The organism is Catellatospora sp. TT07R-123, from assembly GCF_018327705.1.
Lineage (GTDB): Bacteria > Actinomycetota > Actinomycetes > Mycobacteriales > Micromonosporaceae > Catellatospora.
This window is the reverse complement of sequence record NZ_BNEM01000002.1, coordinates 1,324,238-1,345,812: the sequence shown is the minus strand read 5'-3', so window position 1 is coordinate 1,345,812 and position 21,575 is coordinate 1,324,238. Positions and strand designations below refer to the sequence as shown.

The window sequence follows — 21,575 nt, the reverse complement described above, 5'->3', positions numbered from 1 at the left end:
ACGGGAGCTTCGATGGACCACCAGCCGGGCAGCGGCCCCGACGACGCCGTGCGGGCGCGCGCCCACCGGATCCCCGAGCACGAACCGACCGTCGTGCTCGGGGAGGAGCCGACCCTGATGCTGCCCCTCCAGCCGGGACTGGTCCGCACCACGACGGTGCCGCCGGTGGGTGAGGTGCGGGTCCCGCCCGTGCGGGAGGGCGCGCAGATCCCGCCCAAGGTGCCCGCGCAGCCGGCCGGCCGCGGCGAGGAGTCCGGGTCGTTCCGGGTGTACGGCACGGTCACCACCGACGAGCAGCGCGGGCTGCCGGGCGTACGGGTCGTCGTGTACGGCGTCGCCGTGGGCCGCGACACCGTCCTGGCCGAGGCGGCCACCGACCGCCGCGGCGACTACACCGCCGGGTTCGAGCTGCCGCTGCGCTCCGGTGACGCCCCGGACGTGCTGGTCCGAGTGCTGCCCGCCAAGGGCGAGACGGTGCTGGGCGCCTCCGAGGTCCGCTACAACATCGCCGCGGAGTTGCGCGTCGACGTCACCGTCGCGGCCGCGGCCCTCGGCCGGGCCGACGAGCACGCCCGCCTCACCGGCGTCCTGCGGACGCACCTGGACGGGCTGGACCTGTCCGAGCTGCGCGAGGACGACGAGCGCACCGACCTGACCTACCTGGCGAACAAGACCGGGTGGGACGCGCGCCTGGTCGCGATGGCCTCGACGGCGCAGCGGCTCAGCCGCAGCACCGAGGTGCCCGCCCCGCTGTACTACGCGCTGTTCCGCGCCGGGGTGCCCACCACCGGATCGGCGGTCGGCCGCCTCTCGGAGCGGCAGCTGACCGGCGTATGGGAGCAGGCCGCCAAGACCGGCGTGATCGAACCGGAACTGGCCCGGATGATCCCCGACGCGGTCGGCCGGATCCGCGACCTGGGCGCCCGCGAACTGCTCGACGACACCTCGTATCCCGGCCCGTCCACGCTGGCCGAGCTGCTGCGCGTGTCCGGGCTGGAGGGTGAGGCGCAGCTGCGCTACGCCCGGTTGCTCCAGGAGCACCAGTCGTCGCCGAAGGCGTTCTGGAAGCAGACCGCCGAGCTGTTCGGCGAGGACACCGCCGCCCGGCTGCGGGTGGACAGCCAGCTCGCCGACCTGACCGTCAACAACGCCGCCCTGGTCGCGCGGGTCCGCGAGACGGTCGACCCGTCGTCCACCGCCGACCTGGTCCGCGCGGGCCTCTACCGGCGCGAGGGCTGGGCGAAGGTCGCCGGGAAAGAGCTGGTCGTGCCCGAGGGCATCCCGGGCGACGGTGCCGCCGCCAAGCGCGCCAACTACCTGGACCTGCTCGCCGACCAGGTGCGGCTGAGCCACCCCACCGCCGTCGTGGCCGACCTGGTCCGGCGCGAGGAGATCCCGGTCGCGGCCGAGGCGCGCGGGGGCGTGCAGGAGTTCCTGGCCGCCAACGCGGGCGCCTTCGAGATCGGCGTGCACCCGGTCGACGGCTGGCTGGCCCGCACCGGCACCCGGGTCGAGGAGCCGGTGCTGCACGGGCTGCGCACGCTCCAGCGCGTCTACCAGATCAGCCCGTCCGACACGGCCATGGCGCACCTGCTGCGCCACGACATCGACGCCGCCTACACGGTCACCCAGTACGACGAGGACGAGTTCGTCGACGCGTTCGCCGAGGGCGTCGGCGGCCCCGACGCGGCGAAGCTCGTCTACGCCAAGGCGCAGCAGGTCCGCCACGCGGTCCTGAACGTGACCACGCAGTACCTGTCCTGGCAGAGCAGTCCCGCGCTGACCGTCCTGCCGACCTCGTCCGAGCCGGACACCGCCGTCACCACGTTCGCGGCCGTGGCCGCCGCCGCGCCCGACCCGAACGCCGGGGACCTGATCGTGCACCCGACGCTGGAGCAGCTGTTCGGGGAGATGGACTTCTGCTCCTGCGACCACTGCCGCTCGGTGCTCAGCCCGGCGGCATACCTGGTGGACCTGCTGCAGTTCCTCGACCTGCGCCGCTACAACGCGGCCGGGACGGAGCTGCCGAAGAGCTACACCAAGGAGAACCCGCTCGACGTGCTGCTCTCGCGCCGCCCGGACCTGGCCGAGATCGACCTGACCTGCGAGAACACCAACACGGCGCTGCCGTACATCGATCTGGTGAACGAGGTGCTGGAGCACTACGCGGTCGCCGGTTCGCTGACCGGGTTCGCCGGGTTCAACATCGACGCCGACACCACCACCCCGCAGCTGCTGGCAGCCCCGCAGCACCTGAACGAGGCGGCCTACGCCCCGCTCAAGGACGCGGTGTTCCCGGTGACGATGCCGTTCCACCGGCCCCTGGCCGCGCTGCGGCGGCACCTGACCGCGTTCGGGACGCCGCTGCACCAGGCCATGGCGTCGCTGCGCCGCTCCGAGGCGCTGACCCCGCCCGGCGGCAGCCCCGCGGGCGCCTACGGGTGGCGCGACATCCTGATCGAGCGGCTGGGGCTGACCCGCAAGGCGTACCAGGTGCTCACCGACGGATCGCTGAGCCTGTCCGACCTGTACGGCTCGACCGCCACCGGCGCCGCGCTGATCGCCGAGCTCAGCAACGCCAAGGCGCTGTCGCGCCGCCTCGGCCTGACCTACCAGGAGCTCATCGACCTGCTGCGCACCGACGCGGTCAACCCGGCCGCCCGGCTGCTGCCGTACGTGGAGGCGCTGCACGTCGGATTCGGGGCGATCGAGGCCCTGCACGGCGGCACGCTCACCCCGGCGGCGTTCACGGCGCTGCTGCCCGAGGGCCTGGACACCGCGAGCTACGGCGGTGACGTGCCCGGCTGGGTGCAGGCCCACCACGGCGAGATCATGTCGCTGCTGGTGCTGGTCGACCCGGACGGCGGCACCGACTCGTGCGCGTTCGACGAGCTGGAGGTGCGTCACGCGCCCGCCGACATGACCGCCAACCGGATGACCGAGCTGGACCTGCACCGCCTGCACCGGTTCGTACGGTTGCAGCGGGCACTGGGCTGGACCATCGGGCAGACCGACAAGGCGTACGCGGCGCTGTACCCGGCCGCGCAGCTGCCGCTGCCCGCCGACACCGCCGCCGCCGCGCTGGCCAAGCTGGACCAGGGCTGGGTGACACTGCTCGAACGGCTCGCCCACGTGGTGGCGCTGTCGGCCGAGCTGCCCGCCGTGCCGAAGAAGGAGCTGACCAAGCTGCTGGCCTGCGTCGCGCCGATCGGCACCCGCGGCGCCGACTCGCTGTACCGGCAGCTGTTCCTCAGTCCCGGCATCCTCAACCTCGACCCGGCGTTCAAGCCCGGCCCGACCGGCGCGGTGCTCACCGACGCGACCGCGAAGCTGGCCGACCACGCCGTCGGCGTCACCGCCGCCGTCGGGGTCACCCCGGGGGAGTACGCCGCGATCACCGCCGCGCTCGGCTACGCCGCCGCGACCCCGCTGACCCTGGACACGGTGTCGGCCGTCTACCGGTACGCCTACCTGGCCCGCAAGCTCAAGCTCAGCATCGCCGAGCTGGTCACCCTGCGCGACCTGTCCGGCATCGACCCGTTCGGGCCGCTGACCGCCGTCGACCCGCCGCTGCCCCGCTTCGTCGCCCTGGCCCGGCAGGTCGCCGAGGCGGGCGTGAAGCTGCCCCGCCTGGCGTACTTCCTGCGCCACGAGGACCCGACGGGCAAGTCGTCGCCGACTCCCGCCGACGTGCTGGCCTTCGCCCGGCAGCTGCGGGCCGACCTGGGCCAGATCGAGCGGGACAACGCCGTCGGCGAGGACCCGGTGGGCGAGGTCGCCAAGTCCAGGTTCGCCCTGGTGTACGGCGCCCCGACCGCCGACACGTTCTTCGGGCTGCTCACCGGCGCGGCGGCCGTGTCGGTGAGCTACGACAACGGCGGCGACCTGCCCGCCGCCACGGCGGCCCTGGCGCCCGCGCTGTCCTACGACGACTTCGCCAAGACGCTGACCTACCGCGGCCTGATGACCGACGCGGCCCATACCGCGCTCCAGGCCGCGCCCGGCATGCCCGCCGGGTTCGACCCGGCCGTCACCGCCCTGCGCGACGCCACCCGGGCCGGCTATGCGGCGTTCTTCGCCCGCTACCCGGACCTGCGGCCGCTGTACGACACGTTCGCCGACGCCGCCGACCCGCTGCCCGACCGGTTCGCGGCCCTGACCGCGTCGTTCCTGCCGACGCTGCGCCGCGAGCTGAAGCTGCGCCTGGTCCGGCAGACGGTCGCCACGCTGGCCGAGACCACTCCGGTGGCCGCCCGTGCGCTGATCGAGGACCAGGTGCTGCTGCACGGCGCCACCGGCACCGGCCCGGCCGTCGACGACCTGCTCGGCATCGAGCAGCCCGGCACGGCCGCCGCGCTGCCGCCGGGCACCCACCGCTGGCACCTCGACCCGCCCGCGTCCGGCTTCTACCACCTGCTGGTGCAGACCGCGGCCACGGTCACGCTGACCGTCGGCGGGGCACCGGTCGCGGTCACCCAGACCGCCGGGGTGTGGCGCAACACCCAGCCGGTCGAGCTGACCGCGGGCCTGCTCACCGAGGTCGCGGTCACCGTCGCCTCGGCCGACCCGACGGCACGGGCCACCGTCCGCTGGGAGAGCCCCGGCCTGGCCCGCGACGTCATCCCCGGCGCGAACCTGTTCCCGGCGGCGCAGCTCGACCGGTTCTCCCGCACCTACCTGCGCCTGCTGAAGGTGTTCGGCCTGGCCGAGCAGCTGACGCTCAGCCCCGCCGAGCTGCGCCACTTCGCCCTGGCCGGCGGTGTGAGCTGGCTGCCCGACATCCCGGTGGCCGCCCAGCCGGGGCCGGCCGGGCTGACCGCCGCCCAGGCCCTGTTCACCGCCGTGCGGCGGGTGCTGGTGTTCGGGCGGCTGCGCACCGCGCTCAAGGTGCGCGACGACTCGCTGGCCGCCGTGCTCGCCGACCCGGGCGTGACCGCGGCGGACGGCACGCTGCTGCGCGGCCGGGTCACCCGCTGGGACGAGACGGCGCTGTCGGCGGTGCTCACGCACCTGGGCCTGACCACCGCGTCGCTGTCGGACGTGGCCGCGTTCGCGCGGGTGCAGGAGGTGTTCGCGACCGCCGCGGCGCTGCGGCTGCCGCCCCAGCCGCTGCTGGCGGCGATCACCAACGAGCCCACCGGCCAGAACGTACGCGACCTGCAGGGCGCGCTGCGCGCCCAGTACGACGACGCCGCCTGGTACGAGGTGCTGCGCCCCGTCAACGACGACCTGCGCGACCAGCAGCGCGACGCGCTCGTGGCGCTGATCCTGGACCGGATGCGCAGGTCGCCGCTGACCGCGCACATCGACACCCCGGACCGGCTGTTCGAGTTCTTCCTGCTCGACGTCGAGATGGAACCGTGCATGCAGACCTCGCGCATCCGGCTGGCGCTGTCGGCGGTGCAGCTGTTCGTGCAGCGCTGCCTGCTGAACCTGGAGGACCGGGTCGCCGTCTCCTCGGTCAAGGCCAAGCGCTGGGACTGGATGAAGCGCTACCGGGTCTGGGAGGCCAACCGCAAGGTCTACCTGTGGCCGGAGAACTGGCTCGACCCGGTGCTGCGCGACGACAAGTCGCCGTTCTTCAAGGAGCTGGAGAGCGAACTGCTCCAGTCGGACCTGACCGAGGAGACCGCCGCCGAGTCGCTGCACCACTACCTGGAGAAGCTCGGCGAGGTCGCCCGCCTGGAGATCGTCGGCATGTACGTCGAGGAGGCCGAGTCCGGCACCCGCGCCGACGACGTCGTGCACGTCATCGGCCGTACCGCCGGGACCCGGCGCAAGTACTTCTACCGCCGCCAGGCCAACCTCGCCTGGTCGGCGTGGGAGCGCATCAACCTCGACATCGAGGACGCCCCGGTGCTGCCGGTGATCTGGCGGGGACGCCTGCTGCTGTTCTGGACCGCGGTCGCCCAGCAGCAGGCGGCACAGCCGAAGCTGGCCTCCGCCGAGGGCACCACCACCCTGGCCAACCTGCCGATCAGCACGCTGGCCTCGGCTCCGGCCACGACCCCGGTCGGCGCGCAGCTCTACTGGAGCGAGTACTGGGGCGGCAAGTGGCAGGCGCCGCGCACCTCCAACCCGGAGGAGCCGCTGTCGCTGGGCACCCACACGGTCGGCACGTTCGACCGGGCCAAGCTGATCCTCAGCTCGTGGGAGAAGGGCGGCTCGCTGCTGGTGCGGGTGCACTACGCGGGCAACTGGGGCGGCTACTTCAAGCTCTACCAGCCGCGCAGCATGCCGGTCCGCAGCGACGAGGACCCCGAGCCGCTGACGACCACGGACTACCTGATGGAGTTCGTGCTGCGCCAGCGCGACATCCAGGTCGTGTCCGGCAAGCTCAAGGCGAGCTACTGGGACCCGACGCAGTTCTACAAGGGCGGCGGCACCGACGAGCACACCGTGCTGGACCGCTCGCCGCTGGCCGGGGTGGTGCAGCCGATGCAGCACGGCCTGGCCGAGCCGTTCCAGGCGCCGTTCTTCGTGCAGGACCGCCGCCACGTCTTCTACGTGACGCCGGACGAGTCGTGGGTGCCGATCGAGCAGAAGCCCCCGCACGGCCGGTTCGAGCGGCCCGACCGGGTCTACGAGATCCCGCACCTGAAGCTCAAGCCCGACCTGCGCTACGAGGTGATCCCCGAGTTCACCCTGCCCCGGCCGCCCGAGCCGCTGGAGGGGCCGCTGAAGTTGAAGACCGACGTGCTCCAGGAGCACACCATCCGCACCGGCCTGCTGGACAAGTCGACCGTCATGTTCAACGGCCGCGCCGTCGGCGCCGCCAACTCGATCGGCGCCGTGCAGGCGCCCGGACTGCGCTGAGGAGCGGGCGATGGCCAAGTACACCGATGTCGGCTTCCACGACCAGCAGGCGACCAAGCACGTCAAGGCGATCGAGGCGGTGCTGACGCAGGAGATGCGGATCTCCTACGACTTCGACAACCACTTCCACCCGTACGTCGACAAGCTGGTGGAGCTGCTGAACCAGGGCTCCACCGCCGGGATGCTGGACGTGAAGGCGCACGAGGCGATGCACGAGGCGTTCTTCGCCATGTACTCGCCGGTCGTGGCCGACAACACGGTGCGGGTGTCATACCACGACAAGAACCTCGACGTGGCCGAGAGCGGGTCCTACGCCAACTACAACTGGGAGCTGTTCTTCCACGTACCGACGCTGATCGCCTCGCACCTGTCCTCGGTCGGCCGCTACCCGGAGGCGCAGCGCTGGTTCCACTTCGTGTTCGACCCGACCACCGACGACGTGTCCAAGCCCGAGCCGGAGCGCTACTGGCGGTTCCTGCGGTTCCGGCAGGGCGTGGGCGGCAAGCAGATCGAGGAGCTGCTGAAGCTGCTCGGCAAGCCCGCCGACCAGTGCACGGCCGCGGAGAAGGCCGAGAAGGAGCTGATCCTCGCCGGGTACGAGGCCGTGCGCAAGAACCCGTTCCAGCCGCACGCGGTGGCCCGCACCCGCCCGATGGCCTACGAGTACTGGGTCGTCATGCGCTACCTGGACAACCTGATCGCCTGGGGCGACAGCCTGTTCCAGCAGGACACCATCGAGACGATCAACGAGGCGACGCAGCTCTACGTGCTGGCCGCCAACATCCTCGGCCCCCGGCCGCAGCGGGTGCCGCCGCGCGGGGTGGTCCGGCCGCGCAACTACCGGCAGCTCAAGGCCGCCAAGCTGGACCCGTTCAGCAACGCGCAGGTGACCCTGGAGGGCACCTTCCCGTTCAACCTGGTGCTGCCGTCGGGCACCGGCGGCGGCGAGTCGTCCGGGCCGCTGTTCGGGCTGGGCACCACGCCGTACTTCTGCGTGCCGCACAACGACAAGCTGATGACGTACTGGGACACCGTCGCCGACCGGCTGTTCAAGATCCGAAACTGCATGAACATCGCCGGGGTGGTCCGCCAGCTCGCCCTGTTCGACCCGCCGCTGGACCCGGGCATGCTGGTCAAGGCCGCCGCCGCGGGCATCGACATCGGCTCGCTGGTCGCCGGGCTGCACCAGCCGCTGTCGCCGGTGCGCGCATCGCTGCTGCTCCAGAAGTCGCTGGAGCTGGCGGGCGAGGTGCGGTCGCTGGGCGGCACGCTGCTGTCGGCGCTGGAGAAGAAGGACGCCGAGGCGCTGGCCCGGCTGCGCCAGACCCAGGACATCGCGGTGCAGGAGCGGCTGCGCGACGTCAAGTTCCTCCAGTGGAAGGACGCCGAGGAGCCCGCCGCCGGGCTGCTGCGCACCCGCGCGGCGGTCTTCGACCGGTACCGGCACTTCCAGCTGCTGCTCGGCGGCGACGCCCAGGCGCTGGAGCAGCTGCGCACCGTGACGCTGACCCGCGCCGAGCTGACCGAGGAGAACTTCGACGAGGTGTACGGCAACCTGGTCGAGACCTACGGCAGGGACGTGGCGCTGGAGGACGACAACCCGCCGCCGCTGTTCGGCAACGCCGACCCGAAGTCCGACACCGGCGCGACCGGGGCGGGGCGGCTGCGGCTGATCGCCAACGAGCACACCGAGCTCAACGTGCACCAGCCCGCGGCGCGGGCCAAGCAGAAGTCGGCCACCGACAAGGACGAGCTGTTCGGCGTCCTCGGCATGCTGCCCAACCTCGGCGTCGACTTCGCCTTCTGGGGCATGGGCGGGCACCTGGAGTTCGGCGGCCCGGCCCTGTCCGCGGTCGGCCGCATCCTCGCGGGCAAGGACCGCGCCGAGGGCGACGCCGAGACCTACCAGGGCACCCGGGTCGCCCGCATCGCCGGGTACGAGCGGCGCGTGGGCGACTGGATCCAGCAGAGCAACGCCGCCGCGCACGAGCTGATGCAGAACGGCCGCCAGATCGTCGGCGCGCTGCTACGCGAGCAGATCACCCGCCACGAGTACGAGACCCACAAGGCGCAGATCGACAACGCCAAGGCCGTCGACGCGTTCCTGGCCGACAAGTTCACCGGCACCGATCTGTACCACTGGATGCAGGGCGAGCTGTCGCGCCGCTACTTCGACGCGTACCGGATGGCCTCCGACCTGGCCCGCAAGGCCGAGCAGACGATGAAGCGCGAGCTGATGCGCCCCGAACTCGACGGGCAGTCGTTCGTGCGGTTCGACTACTGGGACGGCGGCCGCAAGGGCCTGCTCGCCGGCGAGGCGCTGTATCTCGACGTCAAGCGGATGGAGCTGGCGTTCCACGAGCACAACAAGCGCGAGTACGAGCTGACCAGGCACGTCTCGCTGGCACAGCTCGACCCGATCGCGCTGCTGCGCCTGCGCGCCACCGGCACCTGCGAGTTCTCCATCCCCGAGTGGCTGTACGACCTGGACACCCCGGGCCACTACCTGCGCCGGATCAAGAGCGTCGGCGTGACGATCCCGGCGGTGACCGGGCCGTACACCAGCGTGCACTGCACCGCGTCGCTGCTGCGCAGCTCGGTGCGCACCTCGGCGCTGCTCACCGACGGCGAGTACACCCGCCAGTCGGGCGAGGACGGCCGGTTCCTCGACTTCGAGGGCACCGTGCAGTCGGTGGTGACCAGCGGCGCGAGCTCTGACAGCGGCCTGTTCGAGACCAACCTGCGCGACGAGCGGTTCCTGCCGTTCGAGGGCTGCGGCGCGGTCGGCACCTGGCGCCTGGAGCTGCCCGGCTCGTACCGGCAGTTCGACTACGGCACCATCTCCGACGTGGTGCTGACGGTGCGCTACACCGCCCGCGAGGGCGGGGGGCAGCTGCGCGGCAAGGCCGTCGACCGGGTCGAGGAGCTGGTCACCGAGGCGTCGACGTCGGGCCTGGTGCGGCTGCTGAGCCTGCGGCAGGACTTCCCGGCGCAGTGGCACGCCTTCACCACCGGCGAGGCCGACTTCACCGCCGACCTGACCGGCGTGCACCTGCCGTACTTCGCCAAGGACGAGACCGTGCAGATCGACAAGGTCGAGCTGTACGCCGTCGACGGCACCGACCTGCTGGCCGCCCAAGGCCCCGCCGGTCTGGCCGCGACGCTCACCGCCGGTCTGGGCACCACGGCCGCCACCGCCACCATCACCCTGCCCGCCGACGACGACGTGGTCCGCCGCGACCCCACCGCCGACGTCTACGTCCTGCTCCGCTACTCCTTCGCCTGACCGGCGTGGCCGGGTGCGGGCTGCGGCCCGCACCCGGCCACGTGCGTCATCCACAAGCGACAAACGGCTCCTGCCTGGCCTTGCTACCCTCCGGCCATGGTGAGGGCTAGGAATCCGTCGCTGAACGGTGGCTGCTTCGGCGGCGTGAGTGTCACGGTCGACGCCGAGCCTGCGGCCGAGAGCAGCCTCGTGGTCGCCGACGGCTTCATCGACGCCAGCCCTGGCCGCCGAGCTGTCGCGGTGCGCCGCGACGCTCGACGGCCTCGGGCCGCACACCGACCGCCTCCAGCCGGTATACGACCTGGCCAAGGCGGCCTGTGCTCCGTACAAGAAGGCGGCCGACTGCTTCACGACCGCCGCGGGCTACGGCATCACCGTTTCCGGCTCGGCCGAAGACCGCAAGCAGCAGGCCGCGATCACGTGCGGCTTCACCGCGCCCGCCGACGGAAGCAGGGGCTTCGCCGAGGCCGAGGCGAAGGGCATAGAGATCAAGGCATCGGTCCGGTAGGGCTACGGGTTGCGGCGGTACTGGGCGGCGGAGCCCTTCGTGGCGGGGTCCTCGTAGGCTCCGGCCCGGCCGCGGTCGACGTACCAGCTGGTCAGGGTGCTGACGGCGGCGCTGGCGTCGGCGCGGTCGGCGACCACGCGCAGGCGGGTGGTCCACCGCTGCGGGGTGACCTCGTACAGGTCGTAGCCGTAGCGGTTGCCCTCGAAGTACTGCAGGTGCGGGTTGACCTGGCCCAGGCGCGGCCCGTTGGCCGTGTTCCAGCTCGACGAGTAGCCGCTGGACGTGGTCGAGTGCGCCACGAACTCGGTGCCGATCACGGGCGCGGACAGGTTGTCGAAGTCGGGCCGCACGTCCTGGATGAAGGCGCTGTGCCAGTCGCCGGTGATGGTGACGAAGTCGGCGATACCGGCCTGCTGGGCGTAGGTCAGCACCTCTTTGCGCTCGGCGAGGAAGCCGTCCCACTGGTCGGTGAACATGTATCCGCCGTCGGGGTTCTTCTGCTGGCTCAGGAAGATCGAGTTGACCCAGCAGTGCCAGCCGCCGCTGCGGCCGCTGACCCGGCTCTTGAGCCACTGCTTCTGCGCCGCGCCGAGGATGGTGCCCCCGGTGACGTTCTGCTCCGACCGGTACTGCCGCAGGTCCAGGATGACAAGCTCCAGCAGGTCGCCCCACTGGCGGTAGCGGTAGAGCTGCGGGTCGGGCAGGGCCGAGTCGGCGCCCTCGATGCGCAGCGGCAGGTGCTCGTACCAGCCCTGGTAGGCGGCGGCGCGGCGGGCGACGAAGGTGGCCGCCCCGCGCGAACCCGAGTAGTCGTTGACGACCTCGTGGTCGTCCCAGGTCAGGTAGAACGGGTGCGCGGCGTGCAGGTCGCGCAGCAGCGGGTCGCCCTTGTAGAGGGCGTGCAGCTTGCGGTAGTCGGCCAGGGTGTAGGCGGTGCCGAGTTCGGAGCCCTCGTACACGTAGTCGCCGAGGTGCACCACGAAGTCGAGATTGGCGTCGGCGGCCAGGTCGCGCATGCCCGGGTACTCGCCAGACTGGTAGTTCTGGCAGTTCAGCGATGCGAACCGCACGGAGGCGACCGAGCCGGTCGGGGCGGTCTTGGTCCGCCCGGTCCGGCTGTACTGCCCCAGCGCCCGGAACCGGTACCAGTAGCGCCGTCCCGGGGTGAGCCCGTCGACGACCACGTGCACGCTGTGGCCGAGCGTCGCCGACGCCGGGACCGAACCGGACGCGACTACCGCCGTCATCGCCGAGTCCGTGGCCACCTGCCAGTCCACCTGCACGATGTCGGGCAGCGGCTGCACGTCGGCCAGCGGGTCGGGTGCCAGCCGGGTCCACAGCACGACGCTGGTCGGCAGCGGGTCGCCGGACGCGACGCCGACGGTGAACGGGGCGGCGTCCCAGCTCGCCCCGAGCGCGGCCGCGGCGGCGTACGCGGCGGTCGGTCCGAGCTCGCGGAACAGGGGCCAGGCGGTGCCGAGCGCGCCCGCGCCGAGGGCGGCCCGCAGCAGGGTGCGGCGGTCGAGGGCGGGCATCAGGCACCTCCGGGGGTGACGGTAAGGGTCAGGGAGTCGGCGTAGCCGTCGTTGGAGGTGCCGCCGGAGCGGACGAACAGCAGCTCGACCTGCGCGGTGCGGCTGCCCGCCGGCACGGTGCCGGTGGCGGTGCGCTGGAGCAGCGCGGTGGCGTTGCCGCGCTGGGCGGCGGTGACCGGGCCGAGCACGACGGTCGACAGCGTGGTCCCGGCGGCGTTGCGGAACGCGACGGACAGCTGCGCGGTGTCGGCCTGGTCGGCGTACCCGCCGAGCCAGGCGCCGGCGTCGTAGCGGGCGGTGCCCGCGTCGATCGAGGCGGTGTCGGTCAGGGTCACGGTCTGGCCGATGCGGCTGCGGGCGGCGCTGCCGCCGCCGAAGAAGTTCGCGCCCCGGTCGCCCGGACCCGGGGTGCCGCTGGTCGGATAGCCGCCGCCGGTGCTGTACGCGATGACCGCCGTGCCGCCTTCGAGGTGGGTCCAGCCCGGGATGGTGGCGGTGGTCGAGCCGGTGCCGCCGGGACCGGCGTCGCCGCCCGGGTTGGCGAGCAGGTTCGGGCCGGGCTGTGCCACGGTGGCCAGGGTCAGCCAGAGGCTGTCGGCGTAGCCGTCGTTGGCGGTGCCGCCGTCGCGGGTGAACAGCAGCAGCATGCGGGCGGTGCGGCTGCCCGGCGGCACGGTGCCGGTCTGGCGGCGCTGGAGCAGGCCCGTGGCGCTGCCGCGCTCGGTCGCGGTGACCGGCCCGAGCACGGCCAGCGCGAGGGGCTGCCCGGCGGCGGACAGGAACTCCACCGACAGGCGTACGCCGTCGTCCTGCGCGGCGTAGCCGCCCAGCCAGCCGCCGGTGTCGAACTGCACGGTGCCCGCGTCGATCTGCGCCGTCAGCGGCAGCGTGATCGTCTGGCTGAGCCGGGTGCGGGCGGAGTTGCCGCCGGTGAGGAAGTTCGCGCCGCGGTCGGCCGGACCGGGGCTGGTCGAGGTCGGATACCCGCTGGTGCCGTACGCGACGACCGCCGCGGCACCCTCCACGGTGGTCCACCCGGTGACCGGGCCGGGTGTTCCGGTGCCGCCGCCCGTGGCGTCGGCACCGGCGTTGACGATGAGATTCGCTGTCTGCATCACGCCTCCTGGCAGGATCGACAGCAGCGTGGAGGCACTCGCTGTCCGGGTGGGGACAGCGGCATGACGCCGTGGTGAAGCATGGCGGATCAGTCGGCGTGGAACGCTGCTCGGTGCAGGCTATCGGCCGAAGATGCTGACGTCCATCGATGTCCTTTTCGAAACTCGCCGATGTCAGCCCGCCAGGTGGCCCCAGCGGTCCTCCAGTTCGGACCAGGTGCCCTGCGCCGCCGGGTGCCCGCCGATCAGCACCAGCACCCGGTCGGCCTGCGCCAGTGCGGCGCGTTTGGACGTCGAACCGACCACCGTCACGCCCGACCCGCGCAGCGCGTCCCACAGGGCCAGCTCGGTCGTCACGTCCAGCGCCGACGACACGTCGTCGGCCAGCAGCAGCTCGGTGCCGGGCGCCAGCGCGCGGGCCAGCGCGAGCCGCTGCAACTGGCCGCCGGACAGCCGGGTGCCCTTGTGCCCGATCAGCAGCTCCAGGCCGCTGCCCGCCGCCGCCAGGTCGTGTTCGAGCTGCGCGGTGGCCACCGCGGCGGCCGCGTCGACGTCGTGGCCAAGCTGGATGTTCTCGCTGACCGTGCCGGACAGCACCCGGGGCAGCTGCGCCACGTAGCCGACCTGGTTGGGGCGCAGGAACAGCTCCGGTTCGGTGACCCGGTCGCTGTTCCACGACAGCGAGCCCCGGTGGTGCACGATCCCGGCCAGCGCCCGCAGCAGCGACGACTTGCCCGACCCGACCGGGCCGACGACCAGCACCAGCTCGCCGCGGCGCACGGTCAGGTCGACGTCGCCGACCCCGACGGTGCCGTCCTCGTGTACGGCGGTGAAGCCGGCCAGGTCCAGGCGCCGCAGCGGGTTGCGCGGGGCGGCCTCGGGACCGGGGGCGGTGCCCGCCGAGATGTCCACGCCGGGCACCGAGGCCGAGTACGCGCCGGTCCCGGCCATCGCGACGGTCCGCCCGGTCCATACCCGGGCCGAGGGCAGCTGCGACAGCAGCGAAGCGGTGGTCCACGCGAACCAGCGGGCCGCGCCGAGCGTCGACACCACGATCAGGGTGGTGGCCGCCGGGAGCTGCCCGGCCATGAACAGCGCCCAGGCCCCGATCGGCAGCAGGCCGCTCAGGACGGCCGGGGTGGACCGCGACCACACCTGCGCGGCGATCTCGCGGCGCTGCATGTCGTTGCGCACCGCGTCGAGGTCGGCCAGGCGCGACAGCACCGGCCGGGTCGCCCCGGCGAGCTTGACCGTACGCGCCGACGACAGCGACGACACCAGGAACGTCGCGAACGCGGCCCGCGCCGCGACGGTGCGCGCCGCCGAGCGCTTGAGCAGCGGCCCGAACAGCGCCGCCGCCAGCCCCGAGACCAGCATGGTGCCCGCGAAGAACAGGCCGGGCACCACCGAGCCCGACACCAGCGTCATCGCGGTGATCGCGATGACGCAGATGAACTGGTCGATGAGGTTGTCGGCCAGGATCACCACGCGCTCGTTGTCGCCGCCCTGGGCCACGACCTCGGCCGGGGTGTGCCCGCTGACCCGGCGCGGCCCGGTCTGCCCGTGCACCAGCCGCAGGTTGATCCGCAGCATCTGGCGCACCCACCACTCGGGGAACCAGTTCGCGGTGAAGTACGTCGAGGGGACGGTGAGCACCAGTGCCGTGCCGATGCCCAGCGCGGGCAACCACGGGCTGCCGGTGCCGTCGACCAGGTCGGCCCACAGCCACGGCAGCACCGCGCCGTCGAGGCCGAGCAGCACCATGACCAGGAACAGCGCCACCGACCCGAGGCCGAAGCGCGGATCGTTGACCATCAGCCGGTAGATCTCGCGCAGCGTGCGCACGCGCGGGGCGGGCGGCAGCGGCGGCGGATCGGCCTTCGTCGGCGGCGCGAGGACGGCCTCGTCGGCCAGGGCGGCAGGGGAGTCGGGCACCGTCGCGTCGTCCAGCACCGCCGTCGCGGCGCGCGACCCGTCCAGGCCGTACTCGGCGGTCAGGACGACCCCGCCGCCGGCCTGCGCGGACACGGCGGCGGGCTCGGCTAGCCCGACGCGGCTGCTGGCCAGCAGCTGGGCGAAGCGGCGCGACTCGCGCAGCGGGCCGGACTCGACGACCTCGCCGTCGGCCAGCACCACGACCTCGTCGCAGGCGCGCACCGACGACAGCCGGTGCGCGATGACGATGCCGATGCGCCCGCGCATCACCCGCTCGGCGGCGCGCTGCACCTGGCCCTCGGTGACCGGGTCCAGCCGGGCCGTGGCCTCGTCGAGGATCAGCACGCGCGGGTCGCGGACCAGCACCCGGGCGAACGCGACGAGCTGCTCCTGCCCGGCCGACAGCACGTGGCCGCCCTCGCCGAGGCGGGTCTTCAGGCCGTCGGGCAGCGTCGCGACCCAGGCGGTCAGGCCCAGCTCCGCGACGGCGTGCTCGGCGGCGCCGGTCAGCGCCGGGTCGAACAGGGCGATGTTCTCGGCCAGGGTCCCGGCCAGGATCTCGGTGCGCTGCGGCACGACCGCGATCCAGCGGCGCAGCGCCTCCAGGTCCAGGTCGAGCAGGTCGACGCCGCCGAGGGCGACGGTGCCGCGCGGCACGTCCACGGCGCGGGTGAGCACCTTGGCCAGCGTGGACTTGCCCGATCCGGTCCGGCCCACCAGCGCGTACGACCGGCCCGGCGCGAAGGTCAGGTCGACGTCGCGCAGCGCGGGCCGGTGCGCGTCGGCGGCGTAGCGGAAGGTGAGCCCGCGTACGGTGATCTCACCGGCGCTGGGCGGGGCACCGCCCGCCGGTTCCTGGGGCACGTCGCGCAGCAGCTGCACCCGCGCCCAGGCGCCCAGCGCGTATTGCAGTTCCGGCAGCATGCGGCTGACCTGCTCGACGGTGCCGCCGAACGCCAGCGCGAGCAGCCAGACGCCGGTCAGCTGGGCGGTGTCGATCCGCCCGGTGGTCAGCGCCCAGACCCCGGCGAGCACCACGGCGGCGATGCCGAGCCGGGTGGTGCCGGAGGCGATGGTGGTGACCCGCGCCGACAGCCGCCACACCCGGCGGCCGCGCGTGAGCACCTCGGCGGCGCGCCTGGCGTACAGGCGCAGCACGTAGGGGCGGCCCAGGCTGGTGCGCACGTCGTCCTGCCCGTGGACGGACTCCTCCATCACGGCGGCCAGGTCCGACCACGCCTCCTCCTCGTCCATGCGGGCGGGGGCGATGCGCCGGGCCGGTTCGCGCAGCCCGTAGCCGAGGACGGCGGTCAGCACCAGCATCGCGACCCCGGCGGGCCACCACACGAACAGCGCGGTGACCATGGACAGCAGCCCGACCGAGGCGGCCTGCACGATGCGTACGCCGCTGCTGCGCAGCTGGGAGGCGACCTGGTACACATCGCCGTCGATCCGGTCGAGCAGCTCGCCGACGGGGGTGACCTCCAGCGTCGGCAGGCTCTGCCCGAAGGCGACGCGGCACAGGCGGCGGCGCACGTCGGCGGCCCAGTCGGCGGTGAGCCGGGCCATCAGCAGGCCGATCACCAGGTCGCCGAGCACCACCACGGTCAGGGAGACGGCCAGGGCGCCGAACGCCAGCGGGGAACGGTGCACCAGCACCGGCCCGGCCAGCGCCGACGCGACGGCCGCGCACGCGGCGCCGGCCGCGATCAGCAGCGCCACCAGGAGGGTGCGCCGGGGCGAGGTGGCCCAGAGGTCACGAAGAAGTCGCATGTAAAAGGGCCCCCAGCCGAGTCTGTGCTGGCCCCAGCATGCGGTGGCCCCCGCGTAGGTTTCAAATCAATTAACGCCGCTGGTACGGCCGCCCGGCCCGCTGGACGGCGGCGGCTACCGTGTGGGCCTGGTCGACCACCGGGGGAGCGGCGTGGAATCGGGGCACGGGCGGTACAGCTGGCGAGTGACACGGCTGCTGATCTGGGGCAGCGCCGCCGCCGTCGTCCTGACCTGCGTCCTGTGCGCCTGGGCCCGCTACGGCCCGTCGCTGCCCCTGGCCGGACCCGCCGAGCCGGCCGCAAGCTCCAGCCCCTGCCCGGAGCGGACGCCCGCACCCCGGCCGCAGGCGCCCACCGCACCCGACGGCGGTCGGGTCACCGTGCTGGAGAGCGGGTTCGCCACCGTCGGCGGCAACCGGGTCAGCATCGGCGCGGTGCTGGACAACAGCAGCGCCCAGGTCGCCTACCGCACCCGGGTCACCATCCGCGCCCTGGACGCCCGCGGCGGCTCCGCGGTGCACCCCCGCTCGGGCGAGCTGCTGGTGCAGGAGATCCCGATCATCCTGCCGGGCCAGCGGATCGGCGTCGGCGCCTGGGCCTACCTCGGCGACGGCCCGAGGTTCACCAAGCTCACGCCGGTGTCGGTCCGGATCGAGCTCGGCCCGTCGCAGTGGTGGCCCGTCGCCGACAGCCCGCAGGGCCTGCCGGTCGTGTCGGCGGCCTTCCGCGGGATCAGGCACTACGGCGGCTCGCCCCACGACGGTGTGGCGCAGTACACCGCGACGGTCGACTATTGCCGCCCGCTCGCCCCGCGCCTGGTGGCGGCCCTGTACCGGGACCGCGACGGGCGGCTGGCCGGCGGCAGCCTCAACGCCGCGGGCGCGCTCGGGCACACCGCGTGCGAGCCGGGCGCGGGCGGCGAAACGCTCAGCCTGTACGACAGCATGCCCGCCGGCACCGACGAGGCCCGCACCGAGATCTACCCGTACTGCGACTTCGCCCCGCGCGACCCGGCGGGGCTCCCGCCGCCGGTCAACTGAGGTCCGCGTCAACCGCCAGGTTGCGCAACGGGACCCCTTGCGTCCCAACGCCATCGGGGGCGTATAGTGAAAGCACGCTCGTCGGACAACTTCCCCCGTGGTTGCCCGACGAGCTCTTATTTTTTCCCCGTCATCATCCCGGCCCAGGTGGGGCCCACCGTCGCGTCTGGACAAGACAACCGGTCGGCTAAGTTGCCACCGGATGATCGGATGGTTGACCATTCTGTAACGCTCTACGGTGTTGGCACCGGTGCCTGGCTGCCCATAGCCTCGCCCGCATGGACCAGCCTCGCCGCATGGATCGCGACCTGCCCGACGCCGAGCTGGCACGCTTCGTGCTCGACCGCTACGCCCGCCGCCTCGGCGACGCGGGCCGGGCCGCCGCCGCCCGCGACGCCGGACTGCGCGCCCTGCTCGACCAGCTCACCGCCCGCGTGGGCGACCTGCTCGCCCCCGACGACCGCCAGCCGACCCTGGACGAACTCGCCAGCTACGCGGACGGGCTCGTCGACGCCGCCAGCGGGCTCGGCTGGACGATGCCCGACTGCGAGGACGTCCTCTGGCGCTACGCCGATGAGATCACCTGGCGCCTGGTCGCCGTGTGCGAGCTCGCCGCCTCCCGCGTCGAGGGCGCCGACGTCTAATCCCAGCAGAGGCAGAACGGCTTGCCAGCCGGGTCGGCGTAGACCCGCCAGTTCTCGCCGCGCGCGCCCAGCGAGACGGCGCCCAGCTTGAGCACGGCCGCCTCGGCCGCGTCGACGTCGCCGACCGTGACGTCGAGGTGGAACTGCTGCGGGTGCGCCGGGTCGGGCCAGCGCGGCGGGCGGTACGCGTCGACCTGCTGGAACAGCAGCGGCTGCGTCCCGTCCTCGCCGATCATCGCCGCGCCCTCACCCTCATACGTGACGGGCTTGCCGAGCAGTTCGGCGTAGAACCTGCTCAGCAGCCCGGCGTCGGGGCAGTCGAGCATCACGCCCATCAGCGTGGTCTCCTGCCTCGCCGGGAACAGGCACAGGTCGAACGGGTGCCCGGCCGGGTCGGCCAGCGTGTACCAGGTCTCGTTGCGGCGCAGCAGCTCCGCGCCCAGCTCGACCGCCCTGGCCGCGCCGGCGTCGAGGTCGGGCACGCGCAGGTCGAGGTGCGCCTGCTGCGGGTACGCCGGATCGGGCCAGCGCGGCGCGACGTGGTCGGGGCTGAGCTGGAACGCGACGCGCCACCCGTCGCCGGTCGTCATCGCGATCCAGTCGTCCTCGGTGTACAGCTCGCTCCACCCGCCGAGCGCGCCGTAGAACCCGGCGAGCCGCCGCACGTCAGGCGTGTCGAGCACCACCGCACGCAAGGTGCCGATCATCGCGTACCCCCTCTTGGGCCTTTGCTCATCATGCCTGCGACGCAGCCGTGCCGTGGCACTGCGGGTAGGTCCGGAACCCGGTCGGCTCAGCCGGCGCCGACGATCGCCGCCGCTGCCCGCAGTTGCTCGTCCTCGGCGAAGATGCGCCAGTCGCCGAAGTAGCCCAGCCGGTGCGGGCTGCTCAGGATCTCCCGGGCGATCGCGAGAGCGTGTTCGTCGGCTGCTCCGATCTCGGCGAGCTTGACCAGGGCGTCGGCCGTGACGGGCAGCCGCTCGCGGGTGTCGTACTTCCGCGCGAGGCGGTTGAGGATCGGCGCCGCCAGGTCGGACTCGCCATGGCGGCGCCACAGCGCGTACGCCGCCGCAGCGCGCACCGGCTCGTCCCCGGCTGTCGCGAACCGCCGCAGGGCCAGGTCGGCTTCGTCGCCGAGCTCGGCCAGGTCGCCGATGAGCCTGACCAGCTCCGGCCGTGGCGTCGCGGTCCCGGCGTGCCGCAGCAGGGCCTGGCGGGCCGGTTCGGGATCGACGCCGGTACGCCACCAAGCCCACGCAGCGACAGCGGCGTCCTCGCCAGAGCCTTGCGCGCGGCGGCGCAGCGCGTCCGCCGCCGGGGCGGCCGCCGCACCGATGCCGCCCAGCGCCTGTGCGGCGCGACCCCGGACATCCTCCTGCTCCAGCAGGTCAAGCAGCACAGGTACGGCAGCGTGGGCGGCCGGACCCCAGCCCGCGATCACTTCGCACAGATTCCCGCGCACCCACCGGTCGGCAGGGGGAAGCCGCAACCGCGCCGCGGTCGGCACCGCCAGCTCGGCCGCGTACGCCCCGAGCGTCGACAGCACCTCGTGGATCCCCGGCAGCCAGAACGTGAACCCGGAATCGGTGCCGATGTGCCCGGCATGGGTGGGAAAGCCCAGCCGGTCGCCGGTCAGCCGCTCGGCCAGGCCCGGCACGCAGCGCGGATCGCCCATCCGGGCCAGCGCCCACACGGCGGCGTCGCCCACGGTGCACCCGGCCCGGGAGTCCCGCATCGCCGGGTCCGCCGTCAGCGCCGCGAGCCGGTCCGCCGCCGCGGCGGCCTCCGTGCCGAGGCAGCCGAGCAGGTACGCCGCCCGGTACCGGATCTCCGGCTCGGGGTCGTCGAGCTGATCGGTGAAGAACGGCAGCAGCGCCGGGCCCACGCTCCGCCACTTGGCGGCGAGGTCGGCGGCCTGCCCCAGGTTCACGACCCGGTGCTCGGTGTCGGTGGCCCCGCCCATGGCCAGGGTGTACGCCGTCGCGGCCGCCGGGTCGTCCCGCAGCAGCCCCGCAGTGAGGTTCACGAGGCGTTTCCGGGAGCCGCCCAGCCAGGCCGACTCCAGCCAGTCGGCTGCGTCGGCGCGTTGCACCGTCTCGATCAGCGAAACCAGCCGCGCCACGGCGTACGACGGGTCCGCGTCGGCCAGTGCGTGCACGCAGGCCAGCCGCGTCTGCGGATCGGGGTCGTCGTCGACGTGCCGCACCAGCACCGCGTGCAGGGCGGCGGTGTCCGGGTGGCCGGGGTGCCCTGCGCACAGCACGCCGAACGCCTGGAGCAGGTCCCACCGGGTGACCCGGTCGGTCTCGTGCCGCCAGCGCCGCGCCAGGGCCCGTGCGGCGGGGACCAGGGGCAGACCGCCGCAGCTCACCAGCAGCGTCGCCTGGCGCCGTACCTCCGGGTCGGCGTCGTCGAGCAGGTCCAGCAGCTCGGGCTGCACCGCCGCGAAGGCGGCAGGCCAGCCCGGGTCGACATGCCGCGGTTCGGCTTCGACCGCGGTCTGGCCCAGCTGACGGATCAGGTCCACGGCGAACGCGCGGTCGTGCATACCCGGCATTTCGAGCAGCCGCAACAGGAATGGCAGCGCCGCAACCGCCGCCGAGCAGATCCATCCGCCCTGGTGATGGAGGTGGTTGAACAGGTCGAACTGCGCCTTGCCAGCCCGCTCGCGATCGGGATCCGTGCACTCGCGCATCAGCCGCGGCACGTCGGCGGCTGATCCGTAATTGTGTTCCAGTTCGGCCCAGGCGATCGCGTTCAACTCGTCCCACACGGGCGCCGACGATAGCCGGGGCTGCCGGGGCGCAGCACCGTGTTTTCCGGGGCTGCACCCGGTCGCTGGATCGGCCGGAAAATCGGGCCCGCCGCGTGGAATGTCCGGTGCGCCGGACGGGTTGACTGCGACCGTAGGCCTGACCCTATCG

Annotated in this window: 10 protein-coding genes; 5 read left to right on the top strand and 5 right to left on the bottom strand. The window is 73.2% G+C overall.

Annotated features, from left to right (window positions below):
- The first annotated feature begins 12 nt into the window (after positions 1-12).
- From Cs7R123_RS25995 to Cs7R123_RS25985, 3 genes are all read left to right on the top strand, one after another.
- Positions 13-6,816: a neuraminidase-like domain-containing protein gene (locus Cs7R123_RS25995; RefSeq protein ID WP_212830327.1), complete on the top strand. Its 6,804-nt coding sequence runs from the start codon at positions 13-15 to the stop codon at positions 6,814-6,816.
- Positions 6,817-6,826: 10 nt separating this feature from the next.
- A complete protein-coding gene (locus tag Cs7R123_RS25990; RefSeq protein ID WP_212830326.1) occupies positions 6,827-10,102 on the top strand; it encodes a hypothetical protein in 3,276 nt (1,091 codons plus the stop codon).
- 148 nt (positions 10,103-10,250) lie between these two features.
- Complete coding sequence (locus Cs7R123_RS25985) at positions 10,251-10,610, top strand: hypothetical protein (RefSeq protein ID WP_212830325.1); 360 nt, start codon at positions 10,251-10,253, stop codon at positions 10,608-10,610.
- A 2-nt stretch (positions 10,611-10,612) separates the two neighbouring features.
- Here the strand turns inward: Cs7R123_RS25985 and Cs7R123_RS25980 are convergent, their stop codons facing one another.
- From Cs7R123_RS25980 to Cs7R123_RS25970, 3 genes are all read right to left on the bottom strand, one after another.
- Positions 10,613-12,145 (bottom strand): alkaline phosphatase, encoded by a 1,533-nt coding sequence (locus tag Cs7R123_RS25980; RefSeq protein WP_212830324.1) that lies wholly within the window; start codon positions 12,143-12,145, stop codon positions 10,613-10,615.
- Positions 12,145-13,260 (bottom strand): hypothetical protein, encoded by a 1,116-nt coding sequence (locus Cs7R123_RS25975; protein ID WP_244872149.1) that lies wholly within the window; start codon positions 13,258-13,260, stop codon positions 12,145-12,147. Before Cs7R123_RS25975 ends, Cs7R123_RS25980 begins: the two co-directional genes overlap by 1 nt.
- 174 nt (positions 13,261-13,434) lie before the next feature.
- Positions 13,435-16,968, bottom strand: a complete 3,534-nt coding sequence (locus Cs7R123_RS25970) for an ABC transporter ATP-binding protein/permease (RefSeq protein ID WP_212830323.1) — start codon at positions 16,966-16,968, stop codon at positions 13,435-13,437.
- Between the two features lie 184 nt (positions 16,969-17,152).
- Here Cs7R123_RS25970 and Cs7R123_RS25965 point away from each other — a divergent pair, with 184 nt between their 5' ends.
- Complete coding sequence (locus Cs7R123_RS25965; protein ID WP_212830322.1) at positions 17,153-18,007, top strand: hypothetical protein; 855 nt, start codon at positions 17,153-17,155, stop codon at positions 18,005-18,007.
- Positions 18,008-18,285: 278 nt separating this feature from the next.
- The gene (locus tag Cs7R123_RS25960; protein ID WP_212830321.1) at positions 18,286-18,651 is read left to right on the top strand and encodes a DUF6401 family natural product biosynthesis protein; all 366 of its coding nucleotides are present in this window, start codon (positions 18,286-18,288) and stop codon (positions 18,649-18,651) included.
- Here the strand turns inward: Cs7R123_RS25960 and Cs7R123_RS25955 are convergent.
- A complete protein-coding gene (locus Cs7R123_RS25955; RefSeq protein WP_212830320.1) occupies positions 18,648-19,358 on the bottom strand; it encodes a VOC family protein in 711 nt (236 codons plus the stop codon). The two genes, Cs7R123_RS25960 and Cs7R123_RS25955, sit on opposite strands and share 4 nt — an antisense overlap.
- A gap of 86 nt (positions 19,359-19,444) precedes the next feature.
- Positions 19,445-21,424, bottom strand: coding sequence for a hypothetical protein (locus Cs7R123_RS25950; RefSeq protein ID WP_212830319.1), 1,980 nt, complete (start codon positions 21,422-21,424; stop codon positions 19,445-19,447).
- Positions 21,425-21,575 lie beyond the last annotated feature (151 nt).

What these genes read in the sequence shown, in the direction of transcription:
- Cs7R123_RS25995 (WP_212830327.1), top strand. Translation starts at nt 13, where the DNA reads ATGGACCACCAGCCGGGCAGCGGCCCCGACGACGCCGTGCGGGCGCGC.
- Cs7R123_RS25990 (WP_212830326.1), top strand. Translation starts at nt 6,827, where the DNA reads ATGGCCAAGTACACCGATGTCGGCTTCCACGACCAGCAGGCGACCAAG.
- Cs7R123_RS25980 (WP_212830324.1), bottom strand. Translation starts at nt 12,145, where the DNA reads ATGCCCGCCCTCGACCGCCGCACCCTGCTGCGGGCCGCCCTCGGCGCG.
- Cs7R123_RS25975 (WP_244872149.1), bottom strand. Translation starts at nt 13,260, where the DNA reads ATGCAGACAGCGAATCTCATCGTCAACGCCGGTGCCGACGCCACGGGC.
- Cs7R123_RS25970 (WP_212830323.1), bottom strand. Translation starts at nt 16,968, where the DNA reads ATGCGACTTCTTCGTGACCTCTGGGCCACCTCGCCCCGGCGCACCCTC.
- Cs7R123_RS25960 (WP_212830321.1), top strand. Translation starts at nt 18,286, where the DNA reads ATGGACCAGCCTCGCCGCATGGATCGCGACCTGCCCGACGCCGAGCTG.
- Cs7R123_RS25955 (WP_212830320.1), bottom strand. Translation starts at nt 19,358, where the DNA reads ATGATCGGCACCTTGCGTGCGGTGGTGCTCGACACGCCTGACGTGCGG.